This is a genomic window from Saccharothrix isguenensis, assembly GCF_052936305.1.
Window position 1 is genome coordinate 558,860 of the sequence record NZ_CP193626.1, and the last position, 19,898, is coordinate 578,757.

The following is a 19,898-nucleotide window of genomic DNA, read 5'->3' on the forward strand; positions in this document are numbered from 1 at the left end:
GCGGTTCCGGAAGGCCCTAGGAGCCCTTGCGGCGCAACAGGGTGCGTTTCTGCAACGACTCCTCCAACGCCTGGTAGGCCAGGTCCATCGCGGTGTTGTACTCGCGCTGGTCGCGCGGCGGCACCGACTCGTCCGGGCCGGGCACCGGGGTCATCGCCATCCACCGCTCGTCCCACAGCAGCTCGACCGCGGCCTCCCAGTGCACCGCGACGATCAGCTTGACGAGCTGCTCCTGCTCGATCACCTCGGCCATCCGGTCCTGCGACGCGGCCAGCCGCGCCAGCAGGTCGCGCACCCTGGCCCGGTCGGCGGCGCGCATCCGCTCGACCGACTCGTCGGCCAGCGCGACGATCTCCTTGTACCGCTCGACGGCCGTGACCGTCTCGGCTTCCGGCGGAACGCCGTCACCGCTGGTGCGCTGCGGGGGAACTACCGAGATCCGGCTGGTCATTATTCCTCCCCGGTGTCGAACGGGATGACGACCTGCGGCCGTGAGTGCTCGAACCGGTCGAAGAACAGCCCCCGGCGGGGTCGCGGTGACCACGCCATGACCTGTTCCGGCCCGAACGGGAGCAGCTCCTTCCCCTGGATGTCGAACGCCACCCACGCGCCGATGTCGTCGTAGACACCGGGCGACAGGCTGTTCTTCAGCCGCTGCGCCCCGCGCCACCAGCCCAGCACGTGGGTGCGGTTCTCCGGGCCGTGTTTGAGCACTGTTCGCAGGTTGTCCACCCCGGAGACGCGCGTCGTCGGGTTCTTCGCCTCCAACAGGGTGTGCGCCGCGTCCACCGCGTAAACCACCACGTAGTGCGGTTGCATCGGGGCGCCCGTCTCACCGGTCATGCTCCGGGTGATCCGAGCGGCCACGTCCTCGACCAGCGACCTGATGCCGTCGAGGCCCAGCAGGTCCACCGCTTGGCCCGCGCCGCGCAGCTGCTTGACCAGCTTCTCCGCGTGCGGCCAGGCGTCCTCGGCCAGGCACGCCAGGGTGAACTGGGCGTCACCCGGTTCGTGCTGCCGGGCCAGCGACAGCGCCGCGCCGCCGAGCACGTCCGCCGCGTCGTCGGCCAGCGACCCGAGCACGGCGATGTTCCGGCCGGGCGTGCGGGCGAAGCGGACCTTGGCCGCGCTGCCCGCCACGTCGATCACCTGGCCGAGCAGCACGGTCGGGTTGCCCGTGCCCGATGTGAGCGCCCGGAAGTCCGGCAGCGCCTGCAGGGCGGGCACCTTGCTGCCGTCGAACAGGATCGGCTCCGCCAGGTCCGCCGGCCGCCGGTGGTGCAGCTCCGCTTGCAGCGCGTCGAACGTGCCCTTGGCGGTGGCGTCCGGGATGCGCGCGATCTCGTTGCCCGGCCGGACACCGGACTCGTGGTTGACCACCGCGTGCCAGCGCGGCAGCTCCACCGCGGCGTCGTTCTGCGGCTCGGCCAGCACCCGGCGGGCCTTCGGCAGCGCGATGCGCACGGTGAACTGCTCGAAGATCGCCGACTTGCCCCAGAAGCCCTCGATGCCGGACACGTCCTGGCTCGACAGCACCAGGTGGATGCCCTGCGACCGGCCGCGCCGCGCCACGTCCTCCAGCAGCTGGGTGGCCTTCGCGGTGACCTGGTCGCGCTCGCCGAACAGGTACTGGAACTCGTCGATCACCGCGACGATCCGCGGCCAGTGCCCTCCCGGGTCCTCCTCGCGCAGCTGCTCCAGCTTGGTGACCTCGTGCCGCTTGGCCGCGTCCGCCCGCCGGCGCATCTCGTCGGCCAGGAACGCCAGCAGCGCCACGCCGAACTCGCGGTCGGTGTTGACGTTCACGCCGACCAGCCGCGCGTGCGGCAACCACGTCGGGTCCTTGCGGCCCGGCGCGAACTGGGCGAACGACACGCCCTCCTTGAAGTCCAGCAGGTACAGCTCCAGCTCGTCCGGGTGGTACCGGGCGGCCAGGCTGCCGAGCATGGCGTAGAGGAAGTTCGTCTTGCCCGAGCCGCTGGGCCCGCCGATCAGCGCGTGCGGCGACGTGTCGCCCAGCGCCACGTGCACCGGCTCGCCCTCCAGGAAGCCCACCGGCGCGACGACGCCCGCCGACGAGTCGTCCTGCCACAGCTCGCCCGGCAGCAGGTCCGCGAACGTGCTCAGCCGGTTCCGGCGCTCCTCCCGCTTGTCCGCGATGGCCGCGCAGGCGCGCGGGACCAGGGCGCGGGGGAACGGCGGGTCGAGCGTGACGGTCACGTGCTTGCCGGTCATCGTGCAGGTCGCGGTCTGGTCGGCGGCGATCGCGACGGTCTCGATCGGCGAGTTGACGGTGACCGGGATGTCGACGATGACCAGTTGGATGCCGGCCGCCAAACCGTTGCGCGCCACCCGTTGCAGCTGCTGCTGGTGCTCCTCCCGCAGCGCCTGCCGGTTGCCGAACAGCACCGCCACCCGCCACGGCTCGGTCCGCCGCCCGCCCGCCGCCGTCACCGACTGGTGGCCCTCGACCAGCACCCCGGTGTGCACCCGGCGGATGTGGTCGGACAGCTCGTCCAGCAGCTCGTGCAGCCGGGCCGGGTCGTGCACGGTCAGCAGGCCCGCGCGGGTCAGGGGGTAGAGGCCGGGCAGCGCGCCGGTGAGCTGGCCGACGTCCCACACGTGGACGTGCACCAGACCGGGCTGGAAGTGGCTCAGCAGCCGCAGCAGCAGGTTCTCCACCAGCCCCTCGGCCGCGGGCCTGCTCTCGTACGTGGAGGACACGTGCAGGTGCGCGTGGTCGAGCAGCGGCACCGCCACCGTGAACCGCTGCGGCTCGGGCGCGCTGCGCACCACACCGGTGCCGATGCGCCACAGCTCCGGCACGCCCTCGGTCGCCTCGGCCGTGCCCGGAGTGCCCAGCCACCGCTGGTGCTCCCACGACGCCGGACCGTCGGCCACCGCGTCGACCAGGCCGGTCAACGCGTCCGGCCCGTGCTCCGACCAGTCCCGGAACGCGTCCACCCGGTCGATCAGCGCCTTCGCCACCTGCTGCCGGAACAGCGGGTTCTCCATCGCCCCGGCCAGCAGCGGGTCCTCCCGCGCCCGGTCGACGCCCTGCCCGCGCACCATCACCTCGAACATGTCGCGGGCGCGTTCGTCGGCGAGTTGGCGCTGTTCGCGCGAGGCGTTGCCCAACGCGGCGGCAACCGCCCCGCGGAACTCCTCGAAGGAGCCCTCGATCCTCTTCCGGCGCTCGTCACGCCTGCTCACGTCACAGCTCCACGGCTAGGCGTTGGACCAGTTCGAGGCTGACGACGATCAGCTCCAGCTCGTCGGCGAACCGCTCACCCGCCTTCACGAACCCGGCGGGCACCAGGGACTCGTGGTGATGGGCGCTCGCCGCGACCAGGATGTCGACCGCCTCGTCCACCGCGTGCTGGGCCTCCCGGACGCTGCGGTAGGCGTCCCGGAGCAATTCGCAGCTCTGCTCGAGCGCGATCCTGACCTCGCCTACCGACGTCACGTCACAACCTGGAATTGATGCTCTCGGCCTGCGCGATCCCGTGGCCGAGGTGCTGTTGCAGGTCGGAGACGCCGTTGACGACCTCGGCGAAGCTGGCGTTCGCCTGCTCCACGTCGGCCTGGTTGCTGCCCTGGGTCGCCGTGCTCAGCAGGGCTTGCGCTTCACCGGCCAGGTCGGCGGCCTGTTGCAAAGCCTTGATGCCCTGGTCCGCCTTCTCGACGGCCTGGGCGATGGCGGCGCGGACCTCTTCGATGCTGGCCATGTCGGATCCCGACCCCTCCCGCGCGGTGTTGGCGTTCCTATAGTTGAAAGTAGTACCTAAAGAACCACGATTCACAAGCAAGATCGGCTGACCGGGTGGCGTGTTAATCCACTCGATCGGGTCAGCGTTGTGGATCTCAGTCCGGCACCGTCCACACGAATGCCGAGGCCGGTGTCGCTGTCAGTTCCAGCGCGGCGATCCCCGCCGGCGGCACGGGTGTCGCCGACCAGCGAACGGAGCCGGCGCCGTTCGCCCACTCGACCGCGGACCATCCCGAACGGCCCAGTGAGGCCACCGCGTCGTGTAGCGCGACAGCGGGTGAATTTACGCTCGATCCAAGGTCTACGTGCACGCTCAGTAGGTGCCCAAGGGGAGCCACTCGGGTGATCTTGCCATTCCGCGCGACGCGGCTCGCTACCGCCCGTGCCTGCCATTCGGCACCCGCGGACCGGTCCGTGGCCACGTCGACGCGCAACGTCAGCCTGGCGGCGGGTCCGGGCACGTCAGCGGCGTCCGCGCCGGGCTCCGCGACGGCCGGTGCGGGTCGGTACTCGGGGCTGTTCCCGGGTGGCGGGGCGTCGCTGTGCGCTGATCCGGCGTGCTGCGCGCCGGTGTGCTGAGAGTCGGTGTGCTGAGGGTCGGTGTGCCGGGGTGCGTTGTGCTGCGGGGTGTTGCGCTGGGGGTCGCCGCCGGCCCACGCCTCCACCAGCAGCCGCTCGCCACCGGGCACCGGGCCGTCGAGCAGCGCCGGGTCCTCCAGCACCGTCCACGCGGTCGGCGGCTCGCACGCCACCCGAGGCATCGGGAACTCGTCGCCCAGCTGCCGGACGAACGCGCGCACCGCGCGGGCGAGCGCGCCGGCCACGTTCTGCGTCGCTCGCTCGCCGCTGACCCCGCTGATCGTCACCGACCAGCAGCCCGGTTCCTCGTCGGAGCAGTCGACGGCCCGCACGACCCGCCCGCGGACCTGGTCCAGCAGTCGGGTGCAGGCGGCGCGCGCCTGCTGCTCGTCGTCGGCCGCCACCACCGCGGTGATCAGCAGCTCCAGGTCTTCTCCCACCATCTCCACGGATTGTCCACGACGGCGTGGTGGCGCGTATGGGTACCCGATGTCACCCATAAGCAGGGGCTCGCGCGCACCCCTTGTGATGTCCGCTGATCAGACCGTTTTCGCCGGTTCAAACCGGCGGTCACACGATGCGGTCGACACCGCCCCGCGATCCGCCGGCCGAGGTAACGATATGGGAGCAAGGTCAACCAATCCCAGGAGGTTCCACAATGCGCAGCATCATCCGAGCCATCGTCGCAGGGGCTCTCGCGCTTCCGATCGTCGTCGGGGCTGCGGGCATCGCCTCGGCCGACACCGAGTACGAGCAGAACCACGCGGCTGCCACCCACTACGGCGCCATGGTGTACGACCAGGGGTCGGCCGCCGATGACGACGGCAACGCGTACTTCTACGAGGTGTGGCAGGTCGCCGGCCCGGATGGCGCGGGCTCGCTGCTGGTGGCGTCATGGGTGTACGACGGCGATGCGGGCTACTACGACCAGTACACCTGGTCGGATTCCCACGGTGCGTGGACCGGCTCGACACACGCGACCGCCGACAGCCCGGACTACCACGACAACTGACCCGCGACCGGGTGGGGCGGCCCGCGTCGGCCGCCCCACCCACGCTGGTCGACCGGGCCAGGTCGGGCCGGGTCAGGTCGTTCGGGGCAGGTCGAGCACCCGGCGGACGAACTCCGTCACGTCGGCCAGGACCTCGGCCGAGTTGGTCTCGTTGAACACCTCGTGGCGCGCGCCGGGGTAGACGCGTTCCTCGAACAGCAGGCCGCGCAGGCGGTCGGTGCCGGTGCGGGTGTCGGCCAGGGGCACCAGATCGTCGGCGTCCCCGTGCAGCCACAGCGTCGGCAGGTGTTCCAGCGCCGGCCCGTAGTTGACGTCGTCGAGCGCGCGTTCCAGCGCCTCCAACGTCTCCCGCCGGTACGGGCCGTGCCACACCAGCGGGTCGGCCGCGTACCGCTTGCCGACCTCCGGGTCGCGCGACAGCAGGTCCGGGTCCAGCGGCACGTCCGGGACCTCCGCGCGGCCCAACAGGTCCAGCCCCTGCCAGGTGCCCAGCACCGGCGCGGACAGCACCAGCGCCGACAACGGGTTCCGCTGGGCGTACCGGGCCGCCACCAACCCGCCTTCCGCGTGCCCGACCAGCACCGTGGGCAGGTCGGACGCGGCCGAGCTGACCGTGGCGCCCACGTCCGCCACCACGCCGTCGAAGTCGGTGATCAGCGCCCGTTCGCCCTCGGACCGGCCGTGCCCGACGTGGTCGGCGGCCACGACCAGCGCGCCCGCCTCCACCAGCGCCTCGGCGACGTGCCCGTATCTGCCGCTGTGCTCGCCGTACCCGTGCACGAGCACCGCGAGCCAGCGGGCGTCCAGGTTGGGCCAGGTCCGAACCGCGAGTTCACCGGCGTGGCCGGGGACGTTCGACTCGATCACCTAGCCAGCGTAGAACGCGCTGATCTCGATCTTCCCGCCGCCGCACACCGGACCCAGGCCCCACGCGAAGTTCACCGGCTGGGTCTCGTCCGGCGGGATCGCGGCGGCGCTCGCGGCCTCCGGCCGGCACGGCTTGTCCACCGGCTCGCCACCGGTCGGCACGACGGTCCAGTGGAGGTTCGCCGACGCCGCCGCGCCGGGCGCGAGGGTCACCGGGGAAGGGCCGGGGTCGGCCACGCGCTGGAGGTCCGTCGGCAGCGGGTTGCCGGCCGCGTCGAGCAGTTGCAGGCCGCTGTAGCCGTTGAGGGTGCACGGCGTCGAGCCGTTGTTGGTCATCACGAGCTCGCCGTACCGGTTGCCCGCGCCCGCGTCGGTCGTCTGCACCGAACCGGCGAGCACCGCGGCCGTGCACCTGGTCGACCCCACCGCGTCCGGGGGCTGCGACGGCGGCACGGGCTGCCCGGCCGCCGGCGGCGTCGTCCCGGAGGTCGTCCGGGAGGCCGAGTCCGAGGCCGAGGCCGAGGTCGAGGTCGGTGGCGCGACCGCGAGGGTCGACTGGTCAACCGCTGGTCGAGGGCTCCCGCACGCGGTGAGCGCGACCGTCAGGGCGCCGAACGCCACGAGTCGCCTCATGTCCACCTCCTGGCTCGGATACGTGGTCCCTATCAGGAGGACGTACCCAACCCGGGATCGGTTGGGTGGGTCGGCGAAGAATTCACCGGATCGGGCGCGTCATTGGCGGTTCTCGACCCAACCATCCGGGAGCACCGGCATCCGGCCCACCCCGGCCGTCCACAGGTAGGTCCAGCAGACCTGCCCGTCCGGCAGCGTGACGCGGATCCGGCGGTACTCGTCGCCCTCGTACTCGTCCAGGACGGGCAGGGCGTCCTCGGGGTTCTCCAGCCGCAGCACGTGCCCCGGCACTCCCGGTCCGTCGCCGGGTCGCAGCGCCGGGTAGCCCCGGCCGGTGTCGTGCAGGGTGCCGGGCAGCGCGGCGGGCGCCGGGTCGCCGACCACGAACGGCGCGACCAGGTTCCACGCGCGCATCCCCGGCTGGAGGGTGCCGTACGCGAAGAGGCGGTCCGGCCAGTCCTCCGGCACGGGCTCGCCGTGCACCGGCGTCACGTCCAGGCCGTCGCCCTCGGCGGGCCGTCCGCCCAGCCGTCGCGCGCCGCGCTGGTCCACGTCCGAGCAGCGCACCGGCTTGCCGTTGACCAGGAGCGGCATCCTCCGGGTGCCCGCGCCGGTGTACGCGAGCACGGAGTCGACCACACCGCCGTCGAACAACGTCACCCGGCCGGTGTGCACCCGGACCAGCCGGTACCGCAGGCCCCGGCCTTCGCAGCGGTCGAGCACCCGCAGCTGTTCCGCGGTGGCGAACCACACCGCGTGCTCTTCTTCGACGCCGGGCGCCGCCGCGAGGGTGGCCGGCCGCTGGCCGTCGGTCTTGCGCAGTCCCGCGGCCCAGACGGCGGCGAGGCCGGTGCAGCGGGCCCGCAGCACGACCGCCGGGCCGGTCAGGCCGAGTTCGTCCCGCAGCCACGTCACCTTGGCGGGGTTGGCGTTGGAGCCGTAGGCCAGCACCGGCATCCGGCCCGCGAGCGGCGGTTCGCCGTGCTCCGCGAGCCAGTCGTCGAGGTCCTGGCCGTCCGGGGCGACGCGCCACCCGGAATCGGCGCCGGGGTCGGGGGTCACCGGCCAGCCCGCGCCGTCGAGGTGCACGAAGCAGTGTCCCGGCCGAGCTCCCGGGTAGGGCTCGGCCGGGTGACTATCGTCCGTGAAGGGCTGAGTCATGAATCCCATACTGGCAAACCTCACCTGGAATTCACCCGGCGTTGGGTTCGGGGGGTGACGCGTCACACGTCCACCCGTTCCCGTCGCTCACGCCTCCTGCGCTCACGCCTCCTGGGCGCGCCGGGCGTCGTACTCGTCCTGCGCCGCGCGGAAGTTCGGGAGGTTCTCCTCGATCCACCCGAACAGGTCCCTGATCCGCTCTGCCGCGTGCGTGCCCAGCGGGGTCAGGGAGTACTCCACCCGCGGCGGGATCACGGGGTGCACCTCGCGGTGCACCAGCCCGTCCCGCTCCAGCGCCTGCAACGTCTGGGCCAGCATCTTCTCGCTCACCCCGGCCACGTCCCGGCGCAGTTCGCCGAACCTCCTCGTGCCGTCGAGGAGCTTGCAGAGGGCCAGGCTGCCCCACTGCCCCGTCGCGTGGTTGGCGATCACCCTGGACGGGCAGTCGCGGTTGTACACGTCACCTCGCTGCACCATGACAGCGACTCTACCTGGACACTTCCTGGATGGTCAGTACCTGACGTTCAGGTAGGTACTGTCGAATAGTTAGCGAGCCACCTAGCTTGGGCCGCATGACGACCTTGATCACCGGTGCGACCGGCCACCTCGGCTCCCTGATCCTGGAGCACGCCCTCACCCGCCTCCCGGCGGACCGGCTGGCGGTGTCCGTCCGCGACCCGGAGAAGGCGGCAGGCCTGGGCGTCGAGGTTCGGCAGGGCGACTTCGGCGGCCCGCTCACCGACACGTTCGCCGGGGTGGACACGCTGGCACTGGTGTCCGTCGACGGGCCGGACGAAGTCCGCGCCGCACTGCACCTGAACGCCGTGCGCGCGGCGGCGGAGGCGGGCGTCCGGCACATCGTCTACACGTCGGTGTCGGACGCGGACACCTCGCCGCTCGGCCTGGCCAAGGTGCACAAGGCGACCGAAGAGGCGATCCGGGCGACCGGCATCCCGTTCACGTTCCTGCGCAACGGCATGTACCACCAGAACTACCTCCCGCAGTGCCCCGGCCCGATCGTCCGGGCCGCCGGCGACGGGCGGGTCGCGAGCGCGGCCCGGGAGGACCTGGCGCTGGCCGCGGCCGTCGTGCTGAGCACCCCCGGCCACGAGAACGCGGTCTACGAGCTCACCGGCCCGCGGGCGTGGAGCTTCGACGAGCTGGCCGAGCTCACCGGCACCACGCACACGAAGGTGAGCCCGGAGGAGCGCGTCACCGGTCTGAAGGGCCTCGGCCTGCCGGACTTCGTCGCCGGGCTGCTCACCGACATCGAGGTCAACATCGGCCGCGGCGTGCTCGCGGAGGTGCGGCCCGACCTGGAGGAGCTGATCGGCCGCGCGCCCACCACGATCGAGGAGGCCGTCGGGAACCGGTGACGTCGCGCGACGTGCCGGGTGCGCGCGGTGTGGGTAGCGTCGCGGTATGGCAGTAGTGGACAGCCCCGTCGGCTGGGTGAAGAAGCACATCCAGAAGTACGTCGAGTCGGGCGGCACCGAGGGCCACGAGTGGCGGCCGGGCGTCTTCACGCTCCTGCTGACCACGACCGGCCGGAAGTCGGGCGAACCGCGCCGCACCGCGTTGATCTACCAGCCTCACGGTGACGCGTACGCGGTCGTGGCCTCGAACGGCGGCGCGCCGGAACACCCCTCCTGGTACCGGAACCTCCTCGCGGAGAACCGGGCCGAGGTGCAGGTCGGACCGGACGTCTTCCCCGCCACCGCGCGCACCGCCACCGGTGAGGAGCGGGCGAAGCTGTGGAAGCTGATGACCGAGGTGTGGCCGGACTACGACGACTACGCGAAGAAGACCGACCGCGAGATCCCCGTGGTGGTGCTCGAACGCGCTCAGTCCTGACCGGGCTCAGTCCTGACCGGGCTCAACCCTGATCGGGGATGGGCACGGCCGCGCCGGTCACGGTGACGCGCGGGTCGTCGGGTGACACCTCGATCGTCAGCACGCTGGGCCGGCCCATGTCGTCGCCCTGGTGGATGGTGATCGTCCGCGGTCGGGTGACCGCGCCGATCGCGCGCAGGTAGCCGCCGAACGCCGCCGCGGCGGCCCCGGTCGCGGGGTCCTCCACGACCCCGCCGACCGGGAACGGGTCGCGCGCGTCGAACACGTCGCCAGTGGAGCCGTCGCCGCCCCGCTGGTGCACGAGCTGCGCGGTCAGCGCGTCGTTGGCCCGCAGCAGGTCGCCGAACGCGTCGAACTCGTAGTCCAGCGCGGCCAGCCGTTCGCGCGTCCGCACCGCCAGCACGAGGTGCCGCGCGCCGCCGTACGCCCAGTGCACGGGGTAGCGCGGGTCGAGGTCGTCGGCGGACCACCGCAGCGCCCGCAGCGCCTCGGCGACGTCCGCCTCCGACGCGGGCGTGGAGGACGTCGGCACGCTGGTCAGCGTCGCCGTGCCGGGTGTCGTGACGATCTCCACCAGCCCGGCCCTGGTGTGGAACCGCAGCGTGCCCGGCCGTTCCAGGGCGACGGCGGTGGCCACGGTGGCGTGACCGCAGAACGGGACCTCCACCAGCGGGCTGAAGTACCGCACGTCGAAGTCGCGCCCGCCGGTCCGGGGGAGTACGAAGGCGGTCTCGGAGTAGCCCAGGTCGGCGGCGATCTCCAGCATCCGGTCGTCGGCCAGACCGGTAGCGTCCAGCACGACACCGGCCGGGTTGCCGCCCGCCGGGTCGGTGGTGAAGGCGCTGTAGCGAAGGACTGCCGGTTGTGCGTCGTTCATGCGTACAGCGTGTGCCACCACCCCCATCGAGTCCAACGATTTCCTGCGATGCATTCGATCGGTATTGTCGATCCGGTGGACACCCGCCTCCTGCGCACGCTCCTGGCGCTCGCGCGCACGGGCAGCTTCACCGCCACCGCGGCGGAGCTGCACCTCGTGCAATCCACGGTGACGAGCCAGGTCAAAGCCCTGGAACGGCACCTCGGCGCCCGCCTGTTCGACCGGCTGCCCAGCGGCGCCCGGCTGACGGAGGCCGGCCGCCAGGCCGTCGAGCACGCCCGGGAGGTGCTGTCGGCCGAACAACGCCTGCGTGACGCGGTGCGCGGGAGCACAGCCGTGGAGGGCGACGTGCGGATAGCCGCGCCCGAGTCGGTCTGCGCCTACCGGCTGCCGCAGCGGATCGCGGACGTCGCCCTGCGCTGGCCGGGGATCTCCGTGCACCTCTCGCCGTCCGGCACCCGGCAGGCGATCACCGGCGTCCGCAACGGCACGCTGGACCTGGCGCTGGTGCTGGAGGACGCGGTGGTCGCACCGGGTCTGAAGGTGACCGCGATCGGGGCCGAGCCGATCGAGCTGGTGTCCGCGCCGGGCGTGCTGCTGGACGAGCGGTACTTCCTGCTGGAGGAGGGCTGCTCGTACAGCGACAGGTTCGTGCGGGAGCTGCCCGCGACGCCGAGCATCACCCGGTTCGGCAGCATCGAGGCCGTCCGGTCGTGCGTGGTGGCGGGCCTGGGGTGGACCGTGCTGCCCCGGGTGGCGGTCGCCGACCAGTTGGACGCGGGCACGCTCCAGCGCGTGCGCGAACTGCCCGACAGCACGCTGTTCCTGATCACGGACCCGCGTCGGACGCCGTCGGCGGCGGTCCAGGCGGTCGCGGCAGCCCTGGACTGAACTGAACTCGCCCAGCTCAGACGAGCTGGGCGAGCATCCCCTCGCAGCTGCGCACGACCACGGACGCGGCCCGCCGCTGCCCGTGGTCCAGCGCCGGGTCCACCGAGTGGTCGCGCCAGCGGCCCAGGGTTTCCAGCACTGCGAGCCGCAGCTCGCTCCCGGTCGGCTCGTAGTCCATCCCCAGCCGCACCACCGGGTTCGTGCCCAGGCCGCCGACCAGCCGCGACGCCTCGGCGTCCAGCTCGCCGGGCAGCCGGGTGCGCCCGCCCTGCAACGCGGCCAGCAGCCGGAGTTCCCGGAAGTCGTGCGTGGAGGAGAGGATCCGCTCCACCGCCGTGGCCAGGCCGATCGAACCGGGCCTCGGCTCGTTGCGCAGCACCACGTCCAGGCCCAGCAGCGCGGCCCGTGCCTTCAGCACCTCGCGGCGTTCGGTGAAGTAGATGCCGACCGAGTCGCGCAGCTCGCCCAGTCCGCTGCGCTGCACCAGCTGGCCGGTCAGCTTCACCTGCGTGTCGAAGCCCTGCCGGATCAGCGTGGTCGTCAGCCGCACGCCGAAGATGCCGAACCGGTCCACCAGGCCGCGGCGCACCGCCGGGTCGAGCCGGAGCGGGAAGTCCTCGGCCACGAACCGGTCCGCGGACAGCAGGTGGTGTTCCAGTTCGTCGCGCCCCAACGACGCCAGCGCGGCCAGCGCGGCGAACTCGTCCGCCCGCACGGTCCGCGCGGCCACCGCCAGCAGCCCCGCCACCGCGACCACGTTCTGGCACAACGGGGTCACGGTCGCCTCGCGCCGGTAGCGGCGGGCGATCTGCTTGGCCGACGACAGCGCGTCGATCCGGCCGCCGCCGACCTCGTCCGCCCGCGCCAGCACCAGCACCGTGTTCACCGGCGCGGCCCGCGCCACCGGGTGGTCGTGCGCGGCTTGGAGGTAGCGCACGTCCGTGGTGTGCATGTGCCTGGTCAGGTACAGCACCGCGTCGGCCTCGCCGTAGACCTGCTCGACCGGCGCGCCCGCCGGCGTGTCGATCAGGACGAGGTCGCGCAGCGAGCGGGACGGCCACTCGACCAGGACGCGCTCGGCGTCCGGCGCGTCCACGAACGCCTTGCCGTCGCGGCGGGCCACCGGCACCTCGTACGGGCCGACGTGCGCCTTGGCCTGCGGCCCGTCCTGGTACCAGGTGGTGCCGCCGGTCGACACGAACTCCTCGCCGATCAACGCGCTGACCACGGTCGACTTGCCCGATCGCGGTGATCCGGCGACGGCGACGCGCACCGGTTCGCGGAACCTGGCCTGGTGCCCGCGCAGCCACGCGACCGCGCGCGGGCTGTCCCGGTAGACGGACAGGGCGTCGTCGAGCAGCGCCCAGACCTCGTCGTCCAACGTGGTGCTGTCGAACATCAGGCGCTGATCCCCAGTGGCGGCGCCTGACCCCCCGCGAGGGCCTGGACCCGCTGGTAGAGCGAGACGAGGTGGTCCAGCTCGCGCTTGGCCTCCAGGCTGCGGCGCTCGCGTTCGGAGTTGTCGTCCTGGACGGCGCGGCGCGCGCTGCGCGCCGACTCCAGCAGGGTCTCCTGCAACTCCTCGGCCAGCGTGGAGAAGTGGTTGCGCAGGCTGCGCTGGATGTGCCGGGCGGCGTCCCGGCAGTCCTTGCTGAACTTGATGAAGAAGTCGTCCACGTGCCGGGCAGCGGCGGCCTTCGCGGCGGCCTGCCGGCGGCGCAACCGCTGATCGCTCTCGTCGATGATCGACTTGCCGCCGAACAGCGCGCCCGCGCCCAGCGAGATCGCGTTGATCAGCGGCATCCCGGCGAGGCTGGTGGCGAGGCCGAACATCAGCACGCCGCCGTAGGAGCCCTTCAGGCCGGTGAAGGCCTTCTGCATCACGTTGAACTTCTCGATCAGCGGCTTGTCCATGGGCGCCACCCGGTCCAGCACGTCGTCCGGGAAGATCGACTCGGGCAGCAGGTCGTCGCGGACCACCGGGAAGCTCTTCGCGACCTTCTCCGCCACCCACTCCGACCGGTCCAGCAGCCAGGCGAAGTTCGTCGTGGCGGCCTCGGTGAGGCTGGCCTCCAGCCAGGACTCGAACTTGTCCCAGCCCAGCGCCGGGTCGGCCGTCTCGAACGTCCGGTCCACCTCGCGCATGATCTTGCGGGTCCGGTCGCGCAGGTCGTACTCGATGTCGGACACCAGGTCGGCCATCTCGTCGGCCAGCACCGTCTGCCAGCGCGCGGACCGGCGGCGCAGCTCGTCGATGCGGCGCTGCGCCTCGTTGAGCGCGGCGATGGTGCTCTCCGGGCCGCCCTTCGAGCCGCGGGCGGTCAGCTCCTCGCGCACCGGCGCCACCAGCTGCTTGATCGCCGACGCGGCGGTGACGGCGACCGTGCGGCGGGCCAGCAGGTCGGCGGCGGCCACGATGTCCTGCCGCACGCACGCCAGCAGGTCGGGGAAGCCGGACTCGGCGTTGAGCTCCTTGTCGCCGGTCTTGGCCGCGCGCAGCCGCAGCGCGGCGGACACCGGGATCAGCTTCGCGGCCACGCCCGCGCGGGCCAGGTGCGCCCGGTTGCGCTCGACCACGCGCCGCCACTGCGCCGCGATGTCGATCTTCGTGAGCACCACGATCACGTTGGGGCAGGACGTCATGACCTGCTTCAGCAGTTCCAGCTCCGAGCCGGTCAGCTCGGCCGTCGCGTCGGAGACCATCAGCACGGCGTCGGCCTGGAGCAGCGCGGCGAACGTGCTCGCGGTGTGCGCGGGCCGCAGGTCGCCGACGCCCGGCGTGTCGATCAGCACCAGGCCCGAGTCGAGCAGGGCGCGCGGGATGCCGACCTCGGCGCGGACCAGGTCGCCGCCGTGGCCCTGGTTCGCGCTCACCCGGCTGGCGAGCTGGTCGATCGGCACGGGGATGCGCTCGGTGGGGGTGTTCGCGATGGACGCGCCGCGCACGAGGGCGGCGGACGGCGTCTCCGCGTGCTGGACGAACGTGGGAACGGTGGTGGTGGCGTCGTCGCCGACCGGGCACACCGGTGCGTTCACCATCGCGTTCACCAGCTGGCTCTTGCCCTGCCCCGGCTCGCCGATCACGAGCACGCGGAGCTTGGGGTCCAGCTGGCGGGCGCGCTTCTCGCGCAACCGCTCGGCCAGGTCGGGCCGGTTGTGCGCAGCGCAAGCCCGGATCGTGTCGTCGAGCACGTCGAGCCAGGGCGCGGACATCACTCGGCAGAGTGTGCCGGTAAAACCCGTTCGGGTGAAAGTCCCGGGCACCGGAGAGGGCCGGCGCCGCCCAGTGGACAGCACCGGCCCTCCGGTGGTGGGTCAGTCTCAGAAGAGCAGGTCGTCCACGCCGAGCGAGTTCACGACCGGGAGGTCGAGGCCTCCCGCGGTGCCGGTGACGTTGCTCACCAAGCCGCCCACGCCCGCGGTGTCCGCGACCCCCGCGACGGTGTCCGTGGCACCGGACAGCGGAGCGTTGCCGTGGGACTCGAACTGGGCCGAGCCGTGCGCGGAGCCGGAGACGCCGAGCGAGTCGCCCACGCCGCCGACGACCGGCAGGGTGCCGACGCCGGGCAGGTCGCCGACGCCCGGCAGGTTGCCCACGCCGGGCAGGTTGCCGGTGAGGCCACCGGTCACGTTGCCGACCACGCCGGTCAGCGTGTCGACGGAGCCGAACGCGGTGCTGGTCAGGCCGTCCGCGTCCGGCAGCGAGCCGGTGACCCCACCGGCCGTGGCGAGGGCACCGTCCAGCGTGCCGGTCGCCGTGCCGGCCAGGTCGTCCGCCGGGCCGGAAACGGTGGCCAACGTGCCGTCCAGGGTGTCGGTCACGTCACCCACCGCGGAGAAGTCGCCCTCGACGTGGAGCTTCGCCGAGCCGGTGATGTCCAGCAGGTCCCAGCTGGACACGCCGCCGAAGACGGACAGGCCGTCGGCGTCCGCGCTCAGCGTGCCCGCCACCGCGGCCTTCACGTCGCCCGCACCGGTCGCGCCCGACACCGCGAGCTGGTCGGTCACCGCCTTGAGCTTGAAGATCGCGCCGGCCTGACCGGCGTCGAGCACGTCGAGGGGCAGGTCGTCGAGCACCGAGCCGTCGAGAGCGGGCAGGCTCCCGGTCGGCACGTAGTCGAGGACCAGCGGGATGACTTCCTGCACGTCCAGGGCGCTGATGTCGCTCAGGCCCGCCCTCGCCAGGGTGCCCTCGGCGTCCGCCTGGAAGTCGGCCAGCGCGGTCGGGTCGCTGAGCAGGTCGAGAACGAAGTCGTGCAGCGTGGTGGGGCTGGAGCCCATGATGGATTTCTCCTGGTCGAATCGGACGCGGGGAGCGGGACCGGCAGGGGTGGGTCCGGCCTGGTGATCAAGGTAGGGGCGGGGGGATCACCGGCCATCGGGGATTACTCCCAGTAGATGCCGCAACCACGATGGGGTGGTTCTCGTTCACTCCCTAGGGGGTTAGGGGATGACCTTGTGACCTTCTTGTAACCCGTGTAGGTACTGCCCGTACTTCGATCACGGCCGGTACTGCGATCAGGCGAATGAGGAGGCGTACGAGTTGCCGTATGTGCTCGGGGTCGACGTCGGCACCACGCGCACGGCGGCGGCGGTGTGCAGGCTCGGCGGCGCCGGGCGGGCCGAACCCGAGCCCGTGGGCCTCGGCGGTCCCGGCGGCGGCGTGGCGTCGGCGCTGCACCTCACCGCGGACGGCGTGTTCGCGGTCGGCGACCCGGGCGACCCCCGGTGGACCGCCACCGGCTTCAGCCGCCGCGTCGGCGACACCGTGCCGATCGTGCTCGGCACGGAGGCGGCGGGCGTCCAGCCCTGCCCGGCCGAGGAGCTGACCGCGCTCATGGTCATGTGGGTGGCCGACCAGGTGGCCGCCCGCGAAGGCGAACGGCCCGAGCACATCGTGCTGGCGCACTCCCCGGGCTGGGGGTCGCACGCCAAGGGGCTCGTGCACCGGGCGCTGCGGTCGGTGGGGGTGGAGGCGACGCTGGTGCCCGAGCCGGTCGCGGCGGCCGAGAACCACGCGTTCAGCCGGTCGCCCGTCGGGTCGCTCGGCGTGTTCAGCCTGGGCAGCCACGCGTTCAGCGCCTCCGTGGTCGGGCGCGGGTCCGACCTGGTCAACTCCGTCGAAGGCGTGGACCAGGACGCCGGGGCCGATTTCGACGACGCCGTGTTCGCGCACGTCCGGACGTCGCTCGGGCGCGCGCTGACCGAACTGGACGCCGACGACCCGCGCACCCGCGGCCTGTACGGCCGGCTGCGGCGGGACTGCGAGGCGGCCAAGCGGGTGCTGTCCGGCGCGGTGGAGACGTCGATCCCGGTGCACCTGCCGTCCGGGCCGGTGGACGTGCCGATCACCAGGGCGGCGTTCGAGGAGCTGATCCGGCCGGCCGTGGACCAGGCCGTGGCCGCGTTCGCCAGGGTCGCGGCCGGCGTCGAGATGACCGTGCTGGTCGGCGGCAGCGCCCGCATCCCGCTGGTCGCCGCGTCGGTGCCGGGCCGGGTGGTGCTGGATCCCGCGCCGGAGACGTCGGTGGTGAAGGGCGCGGCGCTGACGGCCCGCCGGCTGGTGCAGGGGCCCGACCGCGAGCCCGAGCCCATCGAGACCTCGGTCATGGTGCGGGACGACGACCCGCTGCTGAGGTTCCCCGTGGGTGGTCTGGAGCCGCCGGACGCGGAGTTCACCGCGCCGCCGCCCCGGCCGCCCGTCGACATCACACCGCTGGACCTGCCGGAACGACGTTCGGTGAAGCGCGTCGTGCGCGGGCTGGCGTTGACCGGTGGGCAGCGCCGTGCCCGTGACTCCGAGGATGGCCGTTGACCCCGAGCATGACCGCGCACCCGGTGTTGTCCCGGCAGGTCTCGCAGGTCCTGGCCGCCGTCGCGGCGACCGCCGCCGGCTCCGGGGCGGTGGTGCGGCTCGGGGTCGTCGCGCCCGGCGGCTACGGGAAGACCACCGTGCTGCGGGAGGTGGAGCGGGCGTTCGAGGACGCCGGCACGTCCGCTTCCGTAGTGGACGACGCGCACCTGCTGCCGGACGCCGACCTGCTGGCGCTCCGATCGCGGGTCGAGCGCGGCGACGAGAACGTGGTGGTCGCCTACCGGCCCTGGCCTCGGTCACGGGCGCTCGCGGCGTTGGCCGAGTCGCTGGGCCGGGCCCGGCCGACGGTGACGCTGGAACCGTTCACCCGCGAGCAGGTGCGGGCGGTGCTGCCCGCGTCCGCGCGGGGGCTGGTGGACTTCGTGCACCAGCAGACCGGCGGCGTGCCGCGGTTCGTGCGGCGGCTGGCCGGGCTGACCGCGGCCGAGGTGACGCCCGAGGTGCTGGCGTCGTTCCGACCCGACCTGGACTGGCTGGACCCGGACGTGCAGAAGTACCTGCTGGCCGCCGAAGCCGGTGCGGCGCTGCGGCTCGACCTGCTCGGCGGGCTGCTCGGCGGTGACGCGGACGCGGTCGGCGACGTGATCGAGGCGGGCCGGGCGACCGGGCTGGTGGCGGCGGACGGCACGTTGCCGCCGATCGCGCGGACGGCCGTGGCGGCGCTGACCCGGGCTGACCGGCGGATCGCGGTGCGGCAACGGCTGGCCGAGCTGCAACTGCGGTCCGGCGGACCGGTCCTCGAGCTGGTGCGCCCGCTGGTCGGGCTCGCCGGGCCGGAGATGGCGGCGGCGTTCCGGGCGGCGGCCGACGAGGCGCTGGCCACCGACCCGGCGCTGGCGGAACGGCTGCTGGCGTCCATCGGCACGCCGAGCGCCGAGGTGGCCGTGCGGCGGGCGACGGCGGCGGCGATGGCGGGCGACCTCGACGCGGCGATGCGGCTCGCGGACCAGGTCATCTCCAGCGGCGACACGGCGCACCGCGGCACGGCGGCGGAGGTGGCCGCGATCGCGTTGGCGCACCGGGGGCAGTTGGCCCGGAGCACCGAGCTGCACCGGTGGTCGCCGAGTTCGACGTCCGCGGCGTTCGCGGTGATCGGTCGGGTCGGGACCGGGCGGCTGCCCGAGGAGGCGTTGCCGGTGGCGCCGCCGACCATGCTCGACGGCGGTGCTTCCCTCATGGCGCAAGGAGTCGTGGAGTCCGTCACGTCGTCCGCGACCACGTCACTGTCCACTCTGGTCCGCGCGGCGGGGTTGCTGGAGCCGGCCGGCAAGGCCGTGCTGCTGCCGGACACGCCCGCCGCGTTGGCCGCCCTGGTGGCGCTGCACAGCGGTGAGCCGGGGGTCGCCGAGTCGGTGCTCGACCGGGCGGTGGCGACGTCGTCGGGCGGCGTGCTGATGGCCGTGCGGCACCGGCTGCTGCGCGGGTGGATCGCGATGCAGCGCGGCAACCTCGGACAGGCGCGGGAGACGGTGGTGGCGCTGCGGAAGGTCGGCCGGCCGCTGGAGCCGCGGGACTGGCTGTTCGCGGTCGCGCTGGAGATCGGCATCGCCCGGCGCGACAGCGACCTGGCGACGTTGAAGCGCACGTGGGAGCAGGCGTGCGAGGCGGTGCTGAGGCATCCCGTCGACCTGTTCACGTTCCTGCCGCTGGGCGAGTTCGCCACCGCCGCCGCCCGGCTGCGCGACCAGCACCGGCTGGCCCCGCACCTGCTCGCGGCGCGGAACCTGTTGCGGGACCTGGGTGAACCGGGCCTGTGGGCCGTGCCGCTGCACTGGAGCGCCCTGCACGCGGCGATCATCGCCGAGGAGACCCCGGTCGCCGAGGAGCACGCGGCCTCGCTGGCGGCGTGCCGGGACCGGAGCCGGTACGCCGGGATCGTGTCGGTCGCGGCGGAGAGCTGGCTGGACGTGCTGGCGGGCAAGGTGGACGCCGACCAGGTGGAGGAGGCCGCGCGCGGTCTGCACGCCGTCGGCCAGTGGTGGGACGCCGCCCGCCTCGCCGGCCAAGCGGCGATCCGGACGTCGGACCGGCAGGCGATGGTCCGACTGCTGGACTGCGCGCGGCTGCTCCAAGGCCGGGCCACGGGTGTGACGCGCAAGCAGCCCGAGCCGGCGGCGGAGGCCGACGCCGGGAAGCTCAGCGACCGTGAGCGCGAGGTGGCCGAGCTGGTCGTCGGCGGGCTGACGTACAAGCAGGTCGGCGACCGGCTGTTCATCTCGGCGAAGACCGTCGAGCACCACGTGGCCCGGATCCGGCAGCGGCTGGGCTGCGGCAGCCGGGCGGAGCTGCTGGACCAGCTCCGCCAGATCGTCGGCTAGCCCCTTGCTGCCGGCGACTCACGGCTGCCACAGCGCGAACGCCGGGTCCGGACGAGCCCGGG

19 protein-coding genes are annotated in these 19,898 nt (G+C 73.0%); 6 read left to right on the plus strand and 13 right to left on the minus strand.

Annotated elements, in window-relative coordinates; all coding sequences use genetic code 11:
- Positions 1-16 precede the first annotated feature (16 nt).
- From ACRAKI_RS02790 to ACRAKI_RS02810, 5 genes are all read right to left on the minus strand, one after another.
- Entirely contained in the window at positions 17-451 is a 435-nt protein-coding gene (locus ACRAKI_RS02790) for a hypothetical protein (protein WP_447005480.1), read from the minus strand.
- Entirely contained in the window at positions 451-3,213 is a 2,763-nt protein-coding gene (locus ACRAKI_RS02795; RefSeq protein ID WP_447005481.1) for an FtsK/SpoIIIE domain-containing protein, read from the minus strand. The genes ACRAKI_RS02790 and ACRAKI_RS02795 overlap by 1 nt, the downstream gene beginning before the upstream one ends.
- A gap of 1 nt (position 3,214) precedes the next feature.
- Positions 3,215-3,466, minus strand: a complete 252-nt coding sequence (locus tag ACRAKI_RS02800; protein WP_447005482.1) for a hypothetical protein — start codon at positions 3,464-3,466, stop codon at positions 3,215-3,217.
- A gap of 1 nt (position 3,467) precedes the next feature.
- The gene (locus tag ACRAKI_RS02805) at positions 3,468-3,728 is read right to left on the minus strand and encodes a hypothetical protein (RefSeq protein WP_447005483.1); all 261 of its coding nucleotides are present in this window, start codon (positions 3,726-3,728) and stop codon (positions 3,468-3,470) included.
- Positions 3,729-3,864: 136 nt separating this feature from the next.
- Positions 3,865-4,791 (minus strand): hypothetical protein, encoded by a 927-nt coding sequence (locus tag ACRAKI_RS02810; protein ID WP_447008317.1) that lies wholly within the window; start codon positions 4,789-4,791, stop codon positions 3,865-3,867.
- A gap of 215 nt (positions 4,792-5,006) precedes the next feature.
- Here ACRAKI_RS02810 and ACRAKI_RS02815 point away from each other — a divergent pair, with 215 nt between their 5' ends.
- Entirely contained in the window at positions 5,007-5,360 is a 354-nt protein-coding gene (locus ACRAKI_RS02815; RefSeq protein ID WP_447005484.1) for a hypothetical protein, read from the plus strand.
- Positions 5,361-5,432: 72 nt separating this feature from the next.
- Here ACRAKI_RS02815 and ACRAKI_RS02820 read toward each other — a convergent pair whose 3' ends face one another.
- The 4 genes from ACRAKI_RS02820 to ACRAKI_RS02835 all read right to left on the minus strand — a co-directional run bounded on the left by ACRAKI_RS02820 (position 5,433) and on the right by ACRAKI_RS02835 (position 8,498).
- A complete protein-coding gene (locus ACRAKI_RS02820) occupies positions 5,433-6,227 on the minus strand; it encodes an alpha/beta fold hydrolase (RefSeq protein WP_447005485.1) in 795 nt (264 codons plus the stop codon).
- Complete coding sequence (locus ACRAKI_RS02825; protein ID WP_447005486.1) at positions 6,228-6,860, minus strand: DUF4232 domain-containing protein; 633 nt, start codon at positions 6,858-6,860, stop codon at positions 6,228-6,230.
- Between the two features lie 99 nt (positions 6,861-6,959).
- Positions 6,960-8,021 (minus strand): gamma-glutamylcyclotransferase, encoded by a 1,062-nt coding sequence (locus tag ACRAKI_RS02830; protein WP_447005487.1) that lies wholly within the window; start codon positions 8,019-8,021, stop codon positions 6,960-6,962.
- Between the two features lie 102 nt (positions 8,022-8,123).
- A complete protein-coding gene (locus tag ACRAKI_RS02835) occupies positions 8,124-8,498 on the minus strand; it encodes a winged helix-turn-helix transcriptional regulator (protein WP_447005488.1) in 375 nt (124 codons plus the stop codon).
- Between the two features lie 95 nt (positions 8,499-8,593).
- Here ACRAKI_RS02835 and ACRAKI_RS02840 point away from each other — a divergent pair, with 95 nt between their 5' ends.
- A complete protein-coding gene (locus ACRAKI_RS02840) occupies positions 8,594-9,397 on the plus strand; it encodes an SDR family oxidoreductase (RefSeq protein WP_447005489.1) in 804 nt (267 codons plus the stop codon).
- 46 nt (positions 9,398-9,443) lie between these two features.
- On the plus strand, positions 9,444-9,875 hold the full coding sequence (locus ACRAKI_RS02845; protein WP_447005490.1) for a nitroreductase family deazaflavin-dependent oxidoreductase: 432 nt from the start codon (positions 9,444-9,446) through the stop codon (positions 9,873-9,875).
- A gap of 22 nt (positions 9,876-9,897) precedes the next feature.
- Here ACRAKI_RS02845 and ACRAKI_RS02850 read toward each other — a convergent pair whose 3' ends face one another.
- Entirely contained in the window at positions 9,898-10,752 is an 855-nt protein-coding gene (locus ACRAKI_RS02850; RefSeq protein ID WP_447005491.1) for a PhzF family phenazine biosynthesis protein, read from the minus strand.
- Between the two features lie 75 nt (positions 10,753-10,827).
- On the opposite strand from ACRAKI_RS02850, the gene ACRAKI_RS02855 reads away from it, so the two are divergent.
- A complete protein-coding gene (locus ACRAKI_RS02855) occupies positions 10,828-11,643 on the plus strand; it encodes a LysR family transcriptional regulator (protein WP_447005492.1) in 816 nt (271 codons plus the stop codon).
- Between the two features lie 16 nt (positions 11,644-11,659).
- Here ACRAKI_RS02855 and ACRAKI_RS02860 read toward each other — a convergent pair whose 3' ends face one another.
- The 3 genes from ACRAKI_RS02860 to ACRAKI_RS02870 form a co-directional block, all read right to left on the minus strand.
- The gene (locus tag ACRAKI_RS02860; RefSeq protein ID WP_447005493.1) at positions 11,660-13,042 is read right to left on the minus strand and encodes a GTPase domain-containing protein; all 1,383 of its coding nucleotides are present in this window, start codon (positions 13,040-13,042) and stop codon (positions 11,660-11,662) included.
- Complete coding sequence (locus ACRAKI_RS02865) at positions 13,042-14,856, minus strand: dynamin family protein (RefSeq protein WP_447005494.1); 1,815 nt, start codon at positions 14,854-14,856, stop codon at positions 13,042-13,044. The genes ACRAKI_RS02860 and ACRAKI_RS02865 overlap by 1 nt, the downstream gene beginning before the upstream one ends.
- 108 nt (positions 14,857-14,964) lie before the next feature.
- Positions 14,965-15,924 (minus strand): IniB N-terminal domain-containing protein, encoded by a 960-nt coding sequence (locus ACRAKI_RS02870; protein WP_447005495.1) that lies wholly within the window; start codon positions 15,922-15,924, stop codon positions 14,965-14,967.
- 271 nt (positions 15,925-16,195) lie between these two features.
- Between ACRAKI_RS02870 and ACRAKI_RS02875 the strand changes: the two genes are divergently transcribed.
- Both ACRAKI_RS02875 and ACRAKI_RS02880 read left to right on the plus strand, forming a co-directional pair.
- Positions 16,196-17,458, plus strand: a complete 1,263-nt coding sequence (locus ACRAKI_RS02875; RefSeq protein ID WP_447008318.1) for an Hsp70 family protein — start codon at positions 16,196-16,198, stop codon at positions 17,456-17,458.
- A complete protein-coding gene (locus ACRAKI_RS02880) occupies positions 17,455-19,836 on the plus strand; it encodes a LuxR C-terminal-related transcriptional regulator (protein WP_447005496.1) in 2,382 nt (793 codons plus the stop codon). Before ACRAKI_RS02875 ends, ACRAKI_RS02880 begins: the two co-directional genes overlap by 4 nt.
- The last annotated feature ends 62 nt before the right edge of the window (positions 19,837-19,898 follow it).